Origin of the sequence: Domibacillus aminovorans (assembly GCF_001643235.1) — a bacterium.
Taxonomy (GTDB): Bacteria; Bacillota; Bacilli; order Bacillales; family Domibacillaceae; genus Domibacillus; species Domibacillus aminovorans.
Genome location: NZ_LQWY01000012.1, coordinates 137,180 through 148,418 on the forward strand (window position 1 = coordinate 137,180; position 11,239 = coordinate 148,418).

The 11,239-nt window shown below is 42.4% G+C and carries 11 protein-coding genes; 1 reads left to right on the top strand and 10 read right to left on the bottom strand.

The window, feature by feature from the left end; translation table 11 throughout:
* From rlmN to remA, 9 genes are all read right to left on the bottom strand, one after another.
* A complete protein-coding gene (gene rlmN / locus AWH49_RS05820; protein WP_063964954.1) occupies positions 1–1,086 on the bottom strand; it encodes a dual-specificity RNA methyltransferase RlmN in 1,086 nt (361 codons plus the stop codon).
* Positions 1,083–2,411, bottom strand: coding sequence for a 16S rRNA (cytosine(967)-C(5))-methyltransferase RsmB (gene rsmB, locus AWH49_RS05825; RefSeq protein WP_063964955.1), 1,329 nt, complete (start codon positions 2,409–2,411; stop codon positions 1,083–1,085). Before rsmB ends, rlmN begins: the two co-directional genes overlap by 4 nt.
* A 1-nt stretch (position 2,412) precedes the next feature.
* Positions 2,413–3,351 carry a methionyl-tRNA formyltransferase gene (gene fmt / locus AWH49_RS05830; RefSeq protein ID WP_063964956.1) on the bottom strand — a complete coding sequence of 313 codons (939 nt, stop codon included), beginning with the start codon at positions 3,349–3,351 and terminating at the stop codon, positions 2,413–2,415.
* Positions 3,351–3,833, bottom strand: coding sequence for a peptide deformylase (gene def / locus AWH49_RS05835; RefSeq protein WP_063964957.1), 483 nt, complete (start codon positions 3,831–3,833; stop codon positions 3,351–3,353). The genes fmt and def overlap by 1 nt, the downstream gene beginning before the upstream one ends.
* 19 nt (positions 3,834–3,852) lie before the next feature.
* Positions 3,853–6,249, bottom strand: coding sequence for a primosomal protein N' (priA, locus tag AWH49_RS05840; protein ID WP_063964958.1), 2,397 nt, complete (start codon positions 6,247–6,249; stop codon positions 3,853–3,855).
* Entirely contained in the window at positions 6,246–7,451 is a 1,206-nt protein-coding gene (gene coaBC / locus AWH49_RS05845) for a bifunctional phosphopantothenoylcysteine decarboxylase/phosphopantothenate--cysteine ligase CoaBC (protein WP_063964959.1), read from the bottom strand. Before coaBC ends, priA begins: the two co-directional genes overlap by 4 nt.
* Positions 7,452–7,531: 80 nt before the next feature.
* Positions 7,532–7,759 (bottom strand): DNA-directed RNA polymerase subunit omega, encoded by a 228-nt coding sequence (rpoZ, locus tag AWH49_RS05850; RefSeq protein ID WP_063964960.1) that lies wholly within the window; start codon positions 7,757–7,759, stop codon positions 7,532–7,534.
* Complete coding sequence (gmk, locus tag AWH49_RS05855; RefSeq protein ID WP_026221569.1) at positions 7,759–8,376, bottom strand: guanylate kinase; 618 nt, start codon at positions 8,374–8,376, stop codon at positions 7,759–7,761. Before gmk ends, rpoZ begins: the two co-directional genes overlap by 1 nt.
* Positions 8,377–8,381: 5 nt before the next feature.
* A complete protein-coding gene (gene remA / locus AWH49_RS05860; RefSeq protein WP_018392295.1) occupies positions 8,382–8,642 on the bottom strand; it encodes an extracellular matrix/biofilm regulator RemA in 261 nt (86 codons plus the stop codon).
* Between the two features lie 166 nt (positions 8,643–8,808).
* Between remA and AWH49_RS05865 the strand changes: the two genes are divergently transcribed.
* Positions 8,809–10,512 carry an Rqc2 family fibronectin-binding protein gene (locus AWH49_RS05865; RefSeq protein WP_063964961.1) on the top strand — a complete coding sequence of 568 codons (1,704 nt, stop codon included), beginning with the start codon at positions 8,809–8,811 and terminating at the stop codon, positions 10,510–10,512.
* 100 nt (positions 10,513–10,612) lie between these two features.
* Here the strand turns inward: AWH49_RS05865 and pyrE are convergent, their stop codons facing one another.
* On the bottom strand, positions 10,613–11,239 hold the full coding sequence (pyrE, locus tag AWH49_RS05870; protein ID WP_018392293.1) for an orotate phosphoribosyltransferase: 627 nt from the start codon (positions 11,237–11,239) through the stop codon (positions 10,613–10,615).

Below are 11,239 nucleotides of genomic sequence, written 5' to 3' on the forward strand. Positions count from 1 at the left end.
TCACCTCGTTTCGCTGGCACGCTCTTTCGCACGGAGTTGTCCGCATGCCGCATCAATATCCGTTCCTTGCTCACGGCGAATCGTTACATTAACGCCGTTCTGTTTCAATGTTTTTTCAAATTCAAAGATTTTATTGCGTGGTGTGCGAACGTAATCACGTTCGAGCACATAATTGACCGGAATTAAATTAACATGGCATTTAATTCCTTTAATAAGTGCCGCTAGTTCTTCCGCATGAGCAATCGAGTCATTTTCACCACCGAACAAACCGTATTCAAAGCTAATGCGGCGTCCTGTTTTTTCCGTATAATAACGAATAGCTTCCATCAAATCCTTTAATTTATACGCTCGGTTAATTGGCATTAACTTTGTGCGTAATTCATCATTTGGTGCATGAAGAGACACAGCGAAATTAATTTGTGTTTTTTCATCCGCAAATTTGTATATTTTCGGCACGATGCCGCTCGTTGATACAGTAATGTGGCGGGCACCGATATTTAAGCCTTTTTCATGGTTAATGATGTGCAAAAATGACATCATTTCATCGTAATTATCAAATGGTTCCCCAATCCCCATAATGACGACAGAACTAACACGTTCTCCCACTTCATCAAGTGCCTGCTGTACTTTTACAACTTGCGCGACAATTTCACCAGCTTCTAGGTTTCGTTTCAATCCGCCTAGTGTCGATGCGCAAAATGTACAGCCTATGCGGCAGCCAACCTGCGTTGTCACACAAACAGAGTTGCCATATTCATGACGCATTAATACAGTTTCGATTGAATAACCATCATGCAGTTCAAATAAAAATTTAATCGTCCCGTCAGCTGATTCTTGCTGGATGGCTGTTTTTAATGCGGTAAACAAAAAGGACTGTTCCAATTTTTCACGTAATTCCTTTGACAGATTTGTCATATCTTCTACTGATGTTGCTCGCTTTATATATAGCCAGTCAAAAATTTGATCGGCACGGAAAGGTTTTTCCCCATTTTCTAAAAGCCAGTCTTTCAGTTCATGAAGCTCCAATGAATATATCGATGGCTTCGGCTTCTGCTCATCTGTTTGTTTTTTCGTTACTGCGCTCATTTATGTTTTGCCTTCTTTCTAAATTTACTAATGAAAAATCCGTCTCCGCCAAAGTCGTCTGGAAATACTTGCAGCATAGTTGACTTCGGCTGTATGGAGATATGTTCAAGCGGCTCAGGCTGGAATTCCGGATGAGTCGCTAAAAATGCCGTAACTGTTCCTTCATTTTCTTCTTTATCTACTGTACATGTACTGTAAACAAGCACACCATTTTCTTTTACTAAAGGTGCCGCCGCCGCTAAAATATTCAACTGAATCGTCTGTAAATTCTCCAAATCTTTTTCCACCTTGGCGTATTTCAAATCCGGTTTTCGGCGAATAACACCAAGTCCGGAGCACGGAGCATCAACGAGAATCGCATCAAATGTTTCTTTTTCAAAAATGTCACCGGCTTTTCTCGCATCTCGTTTTTGAACATGAATGTTTGAAAGTGATAAACGTTCTGCATTTTGTATCACAAGTTTCAATTTATGTTCATGAATATCAAGCGCATCAATATGCCCTTTATTATTCATTAATTCTGAAATGTGAGCTGTTTTCCCGCCAGGTGCCGCACACATATCAAGAACATGCTGTCCTGGCGATGCGCCTAAAACTGGCGCTACAAGCATGGAGCTTTCATCTTGAATGGAAATGATGCCTTCTGCATATAACGATGATTTCGCCGCGTTGCCTTTTGCAATTCGTATTGCATGTGGTGACACATCAGAAGGCGATGCGTCAAATCCTTCTTCTTGAAGTTTTTCAATCGCCTCTTGACGTGTGATCTTCATTTCATTTACACGTGCTGTCTGATCAGGCGCTGTTAAATTGTGCTGGCACATGGCTTCTGTTTTTTCGACGCCGTATGCACCAATCCATCGTTTCACGAGCCAGAGCGGATGACTCGTTTCAATGGAAATACGCTCCGTATCATCTTGAATCGTCTTTGTATCCGGTACCCCTTCTCGTTGAATAGAACGGAGCACACCGTTTACCATACTAGCAATTCCTTTATGACCGCGTTTCTTTGCAATGTTAACCGCTTCATGAATAATAGCTCTCTCCGGCACTTTATCAAGATAGACCATTTGATAAAGAGATAAACGGAGTAAATTGTTCACCCATCGCTCCGGTTTTTTTTTCAAAAAGGGAGCCAAGTAAAAATCAAGTGTTAATTTCCGTTGAATCGTACCGTACATGATTTCTGTCAACAGTGCTGTATCACGTCCAGACATGTTGTTCTTTTCAATCGCATTATTTAACATTAAATTACTATATGAACCGCTTTTTTCAACTGTATCAATTAATTCAAGCGCTGTTTCGCGCACGTTCATTATTCCCATATTACTCTCCAAACTTCATGCCGACTTTTAATGTAGAACCTGAACCACGTAAATAATCGCGCGCACTCATCCGCTTTTTACCAGCAGGCTGTAATTCAATGATTTTAAGTGCTGTATTCGATCCAGTAGATACGATAAAACTGTCTTCCTCGATAGCTGTTACTACACCTGGTGCTGATGATCCTGTTTCTTTTTTTGCTTTCCATACTTTCACAACATTTCCATCAAGCGTCGTATAAGCAACCGGCCATGGATGAAGACCGCGCACTTGATTATACAACTCTTCACCAGATCGGTTCCAGTCAATTTTTTCATCCGTACGACGTATGTTCGGTGCAAATGTCGCTTTTGATTCGTCCTGTGGCGTGCGACTAGATGTTCCTGATAAAATAGCTGGGATCGTTTCAGACAACAGTGCTGCTCCGACTTCGCTTAATTTGTCGTGCAATATACCGGTATGATCTGCTTCTTTAATTGGAACGACCGACTGGCTAATGATATCACCAGCATCTAGCTTTTCTGCCATATACATAATCGTAATGCCTGTTTCTTTTTTCCCTTGTAATAGTGAATAATGAATCGGTGCTCCCCCACGCAATTCTGGCAGTAATGACGCATGAACATTAATGCAGCCATATTTCGGCGCTTCCAGCAGTTCATTTGGCAAAAGCTGCCCGTATGCAGCCGTTACAATAAGATCCGGTTTCAGATTAATCATTTGCTGTAATTCATCAGACCTTGATAATTTTTCCGGCTGTAAAACGGGTAAATTGTGTGCAATAGCTGCTTCTTTTACCGGCGGCGGTGTCATCACTTTTTTACGGCCAACAGGTCGGTCTGGCTGTGTGACCACAGCAAGAACGTCATACCCGTCTTCAATCAGTTGACCGAGAACCGGAACAGAAAATTGAGGGGTGCCCATAAATATAATTTTCGTCATTACGAATCCACCCTTTCTAATTCCCCTACTGGAATGTATTTTATTACTTTTGATGTAAATAAAACGCCATCAAGATGATCCATTTCATGCAGAATTGCTCGAGCTAAAAAGCCTTTTGCCTGCAATATATACGACTGTCCTTTTACATTTTCCGCTTTAATTTTAATAACATTTGGGCGGCTTACTTCACCGTATAATTCTGGAAAACTTAAGCATCCTTCAATGTCCGTCTGCTTGCCTGACGACTCTATCAGTTCTGGGTTAATTAACACAATTAATCCGTGCTCATCTTCAATGTCTACAATAGCTAGACGAATATCTTGTCCGATTTGCGGTGCAGCCAGACCGACGCCGTCCGCTTCAATCATCGTCTCTTGCATATCGTGCACGAGACGTTTTAGCTTGCTGTCAAACTGCGTCACCGGACGGCATTTTGTTTCTAAAATAACGGACGGATGTTCAATAATTTTTAACACTGTCATATAATATAGTTCCTCTTTTCTACATTAACATATATGGATGTATATCAACGGACACTAAGAGTTCGTTCGATTTTCCTTGTTTTGCATAATGTTCAAGCACTTCTTTTAAAACGGCTGTTAACTTCGGTTCACGTTTGTATTTTATCAAACATTGCCATCGATATCTATCGTTGATCCGTGCGATTGGCGATGCAACCGGTCCAAGAATGACAGCAGCTGGTGAAAGCGATGGTTTTATTTTCGTGACAATTTTATTTGCAGCGCTGGATGCTTCAATGGCTTCTTTATGACTTACATTAATCAAAGCTAAATAATAAAATGGGGGATAGCCGCCCATTTTTCGCATCGTCATTTCCTGCTGATAAAACGACTCATAATTTTGTTCCGCAGCAAGTTGAATGCTGTAGTGCTCCGGCGTGTATGTCTGAACAACTACTTCCCCTGGCAGATGATGACGACCAGCACGTCCACTCACTTGTGTTAACAGCTGAAACGTTTTTTCCGACGAACGAAAATCAGGCAAATGAAGCATCGTATCAGCGCTCAGTACACCGACGAGCGTAATATCAGGAAAATCGAGTCCTTTTGCTATCATTTGCGTCCCAAGTAAAATATCAGCTTCTTTATTAGCAAACTGACGGAGCAATCTTTCATGTGATCCTTTCGTTCCCGTCGTATCAACATCCATGCGAATAATACGTACTTCCGGCAAGAGCTTCAACAATTCTTCTTCGACTTTTTGCGTGCCGGTGCCAAAATGACGGATATGCTCACTGCCGCATTCCGGGCATATATTCGGTGCCGGTTCTTCATAGCCACAGTAATGACACTTTAACTGATGGCGGTGGCGGTGATATGTCATCGACACATCACAATGTGGACAGCCGGCCACATACCCGCAGTCACGGCACATGATAAAGGATGAATAGCCGCGTTTATTCAAAAATAAAACGGTCTGTTCTTCTTTTTCGAGCCGATCTTTTATTTTATCAAAAAGTGTACGTGAAAACATCGACCGGTTCCCTTCACGCAGTTCTTCTCTCATATCGATAATATCAACGCTCGGCAGCGGTCGGTCATTGACTCGATTATCGAGCGTTAAAAGAGTATATACACCTTTTTTTGCACGAGCGAATGATTCCAGAGATGGTGTTGCACTCCCTAAAATAACCGGGCAATCATAGTAAGCAGCTCGCCAAATCGCTACATCACGTGCATGATAACGGGGATTTTCTTCCTGTTTATAGCTCGTTTCGTGCTCTTCATCAATGATAATAAGCCCTATATTTTCAAACGGCGCAAAAACAGCCGACCGCGCACCGACGACGACTTTCACTTCTTTCCGGCTAATTTTCCTCCATTCATCATACTTTTCTCCGATAGACAGACCGCTGTGTAACACGGCGACATCATTTCCAAACCGGCGCTTAAATCGCTCCGTCATTTGCGGTGTCAATGAAATTTCCGGCACAAGCACAATGGCTTCCTGTCCTTTTTCAATGACCTGGCTGATCGATTGCAAATAAATTTCCGTTTTCCCGCTTCCTGTAACACCATGAAGTAAAAATGTCTCTGTTGTACCATCGTTTATTGTAGCTAGAATCGGTTCGATGGCTTCCTGTTGACTTTCTGTTAATTTAAGCGGCTTGTCCGGTTCAAAATGCCTTCCACTATGTGGATCACGATACATTTCTTCCTGCTTTTCTTCTATCCATCCTTTTCCAAGGAGCGATTTCGCTGTTGCCGATGACATACCGGTTTCTTTTAACGTCAGCCAGTTACCTCTTCTCCCCGAAAAGGCGAGCAGTGCTTCTTTTTGTTTAACCGCATTTTTCGCCATCGTTCCAACTGTTTCAGCCAGTGTTTCTTCTGACAATAAGCATCTCACCATACGGACCGTTTTTTTACGTCCTTTGCTTTTAACCGAATAAATAACCTCGATCGTGCCATTTTTCACTTCTTTTCGAATATCGGCTAGTGCACCAGCATCAGACGCTTCTTCCCATGGAATTTCCGTTTGGCCTTTAAATAAGGAAGCCAGTTCTGGTGGAAGAGACTTCTCCCCTGTCAGGCGGATTAGTTTTGAATACTTCACTTTCATCGCCGCTGGCAACATTACGTGAAGTGCAGATATTTTAAAGCAAAGTGATTCGATTGTTAGCCAGTGGGCAAGTTTCATCAGTTCTTCGCTTAAAACGGGGATAATATCCATCGGCTCTACGATTGGTTTTAGCTTACGGATCTCTGTGTCCACTTTTATCTCAAGGACGAATCCTTGCACTTGGCGCGGACCGAATGGCACGATAACACGCATTCCAGGTTGAATGACTTCTTGCCACCGTTCCGGAATTTCGTAGTCAAACGGGCGGTCTGTCTGCATGACAGCCACATCGACAATGACAGATGCTACATTCATTGCCCATCACCAATTTGCTCAATCGCTTCTGTTAAAAGGTGAACAGCTGCTTCCTTTTTCGACATCATATCGAATTCTTTATGCGACCCATCACGATGAAAAATAGTAATAATATTCGTATCGCCTCCGAATCCTGCACCTGCCTGCTTCACGTTGTTTGCCACAATCATATCGGCATTTTTGGACTCAAGCTTTTGTTTCGCATACGTCTTGACGTCTTTCGTTTCAGCTGCAAAACCAATTAAAAACTGATGTTTTTTTTGTTCACCAAGTGTTTTTAAAATATCAGTCGTCCGCTCAAGTTCCATTAATAATTCACCGTCTTGTTTTTTCATTTTATGATCATGGACACGTTTTGGCCGATAATCTGCAACGGCTGCTGTCTTTACGACGATATCTGCTTCATCATAAGACGACATAACGGCTTGAAACATCTCTTCTGCACTTTCAACATGTGTAACGGAAATACCTGAAGGCAGCTCAATAGTGACTGGACCGGAAATAAGTTCAACATCCGCACCGAAGTCGCGCGCTGCTTCAGCGACTGCATAGCCCATTTTACCAGTTGACCGGTTTGTGAAAAAACGGACCGGATCCACTGCTTCACGAGTCGGTCCTGCTGTGACAATGACTTTTTTTCCAGCGAGCGGTTTATGCTGCTGCCCTAAAAAATACTCCGTAACGAGCGCTGTAATGACCTCTGGTTCTTCCAGACGTCCTTTTCCTGTATAGCCGCATGCAAGATACCCTTCACCTGGTTCAATAAACCGATATCCGAATGATTTGAGTGTATTCATATTGTTTTGCACAGCCGGATGAGCATACATGTGAACATTCATCGCCGGTGCGATCCATCGCGGTGCTGTACCGGCAAGCAAAACGGTCGAAACTATATCATCACCGATGCCATTCGCCATTTTTGCGATCATATTAGCTGTGGCCGGAGCAACGATCACAAGATCTGCCCAGTCAGCAATATCAATGTGCGCAATTTTCGCTGGGTCCTTTTCGTCGAATGTATCTGTGTAAACAGGCTGACCAGACAGCGCTTGAAACGTAATCGGTGTTACAAATTGCTGCGCAGATTCGGTCATGACAACTTTCACCTCGGCACCCGCCTGTTTTAACTTACTCGTAAGGGCAGCCGCTTTATAAACAGCAATACCACCGCTGACGCATAGTAAAATATGTTTTCCATTCATATCATGTACCCCTCCGTCCAAATCATTCTGATAAAAAAGAAAAGGCCGGTGTAAGCCGCCCTTTTACATTTGTTCATTATTTATACTTCGTCTGAATACGTTTCGTTCGCGTTTTTCTTTTTCATCACAAGTTCATCAGCATAAATTTCTTCAAGCGCTTTGCCAACGTATTTATATGACTTATATGAATATAACACTTCTGACCCTTTATTTTCCTGCATATAACGTGCACGTTTAGCGGCAACACTAACGAGCGAGTATTTTGAATCAATTTTCGTCAATAAGTTATCAATGGATGGATATAACATTAATTTTCACCTTCTAGCATAATTTGATAGCGGTGTTGCACACGTTCACGTCGGCAATGCTCCGCTTCAATAATCGATTGGATGCGGCTGCACGCCCGCTCGACTTCATCATTTTCAACGACGTAGTCATATAAATCCATCATCTCAATTTCTTTTCTTGCCTGTTCCATACGACCGTGGATCACATCATCTGTCTCTGTGCCACGATTAATGATCCGGCTGTGCAGCTCGGAAAGACTTGGCGGTGCAAGAAAAATAAACAGTCCTTCCGGAAACTTTTCTCTTACCTGACGAGCGCCTTCCACTTCGATTTCGAGAAAAATATCGGTTCCTGCATCGAGTGTTGCGCGCACATAATCAACCGGTGTTCCATAATAGTTGCCGACAAATTCAGCATATTCCAACAGCTTTCCAGCTGCAATAAGCTGTTCAAATTCCTCACGGGATTTAAAAAAGTAATCGATCCCATCGACTTCTCCTTCACGCGGCTTGCGTGTCGTCATCGAAATCGAATAGTCGAACTTTACATCGTCCCTTGAAAAAATTGCTTTTCGCACCGTCCCTTTTCCGACACCTGATGGCCCGGACAATACGATCAGCAAACCTTTTTCTTTCACGTCTTTCACATTCCTTCCTCTGTATCCTCATCTTTCAAAACAGCACGGTTCGCCACCGTTTCTGGCTGAACAGCTGATAAAACAATATGGTTGCTATCCGTAATGATAACTGCACGCGTCCGGCGGCCAAATGTCGCATCGACGAGGTTTCCCCGTTCACGTGAATCTTGAACAAGCCGTTTGATCGGTGCCGATTCTGGACTGACGATAGCTACAATCCGCTCTGCCGATACGACACTGCCGAAACCAATATTGATTAACTGCATCGTCCACATTCCCCTTTGTTATTCTTATCCGTTCTTGCATACTTGATGTATTATATCATATTTTCTCCTATTATCGCTTAAAAAATAAGCGAACTGCAAATTTACGTATTCATATATTCCATGATATGATGGATAAATATGTTCGTTTGAAAAGGGAGTATGACTTATGGCATTTGATGGATTATTTACGAAGGCAATGGTGGAAGAATTGAACGAAGCGCTCACAGGCGGACGCGTCAATAAAATTCACCAGCCATATAAAAATGAAATGATTATGGTTATTCGAGCACGCGGGAAAAACAACAAGCTTTTGCTATCTGCTCACCCATCTTACGCACGAGTGCAATTGACAGATACGGTACAGGACAACCCATCCGAACCACCGCTTTTTTGTGTCATGATGCGTAAACATTTAGACGGAGCGATTTTAGAAAATATCCAGCAAAACGGTCTTGACCGGACGATTATGTTTGAGTTTAAAGGCAAAAATGAAATCGGAGATATTTCATACAAACAGCTGTACGTGGAAATAATGGGCCGCCATAGTAACATCATTCTTGTTGATAAAGAAAAAGGTACGATGATTGACAGTATTAAACATATACCGCCAGCGCAGAATAGCTACCGAACTATTTTGCCGGGTTCACTTTACGTAAACCCGCCAGCGCAAAACAAAAAAAATCCACTTATCGCTGATGCGGAAACAGTCTTGCAGTCTATTGATTTTAATACCGGTAAAATTGGAAAACAACTCGTTGCTTCTTTTGAAGGATTATCTCCGCTCATTAGCAATGAAGTCGTTGCGTGTGCTGGTCTTGCCAACCGCGAAACGATTCCGGGTGCGTTTGTTAAAACAATGAAACCGATTCTTGAAAAAAAATATACGCCCGTTATGATCGATAGCGGTGATAAAACCTATTTTTATATGATCGACTTATCCCATTTAAAAGGTGAACGTACGAAACTTGATACATTATCCATGCTTCTGGACCGTTATTATTTCGGTAAAGCTGAACGCGACCGTGTCCGACAGCAAGGAAATGACCTCGAGCGTTTAATCAGCAATGAACTTCAAAAAAACCGTTCAAAAATACACAAGCTCGAACGGACTCTTGAAGAAGCGGAAAATGCCGGTGAATATCAGCGTCTTGGCGAACTGTTAACAGCAAACTTATATGCAGTAAAAAAGGGCATGAATGAAATACAAGTGCTCAATTATTATGATGAAGCAGGTTCCATGATTACGATCCCGCTTGATCCACGCAAAAATCCCGCTGACAACGCACAAAAATACTTTTCACGCTATCAAAAAGCGAAAAATGCGATCATCGTCGTTCAGGAACAGATCGCGAAAACGAATGATGAAATCTATTACTTTGAAGCTTTGTTTCAGCAGCTTGAATCCGCATCACCACGGGATATTGAAGAAATTCGTGAAGAACTCGTGGAAGAAGGCTACATTAAAGCACGTCATGTGAAAAAGAAAAAGAAACCTGAAAAACCAATTATCGAAGAATATGTATCATCCGACGGTACGCTTATTCACGCTGGCAAAAACAATCGACAAAATGATTATTTAACGAATAAAGTGGCAAGACGTGATGATATATGGCTCCACACGAAAGACATTCCTGGCTCACACATCGTTATCCAATCAGCCGAACCGTCAGACGAAACCATTTTAGAAGCCGCGATCATCGCCGCCTACTATAGCAAAGCGAAAGAATCTTCTTCCGTTCCAGTCGATTACACGAAAGTTCGCCACGTCAAAAAACCATCCGGTGCTAAACCTGGCTTTGTTATTTACGATCAGCAGCACACAGTTTATGTGACACCTGACGAAGGTAAAGTGATGGAGATGAAAAAATAAAAAAGCGAACAGAACAAGCATGATTTTCTAACTTACACGCGAATCCTGTTCATTTTGTGCAAAAATAAAGAGATCGGTCACAAATTTGTGACCGATCTCTTTATTTCGTTCCCCACGCATCAGGGTTTTGTTTCCATTGTTTCAATGTTTCAATGTCGCTAGCCTCTACATATTCTTTTTCCGCTGCAACTTCAATCAATGCATCATAGTCGCTCAGCGAAGCTGCTTGTAATTGAGCTTCCGCAAGACGTGAATCTCCTTTTGGCAATCCGTATGTAAAGATTGCTGCAACACCAAGGACGTCACAGCCTGCTTCGCGTAACGCTTCTGCCGCTGTAATCGCACTGCCTCCCGTCGAAATTAAATCTTCAATAACGACAACTTTCGCACCTTCTGCAATTTTACCTTCAATTTGGTTGCCTTTTCCGTGTTCTTTCGCTTTCGAGCGAACGTAACACATTGGCAAGTTTAACACGTCTGATACCCATGCAGCATGAGGGATACCAGCGGTTGCTGTTCCAGCTAGGATTTCCGCTTCAGGATAGTTCGTTTTAATTAATTCAGCTAATCCTTTAGCGATTTTTTGACGCGTTTCCGGATAAGACAACGTCAACCGGTTATCGCAATAAATTGGTGACTTCATGCCAGAAGACCATGTAAATGGATCATTTGGCTGTAAATACACCGCACGGATTTTCAATAATTCTTCTGCAATTTCTTTTTTCAT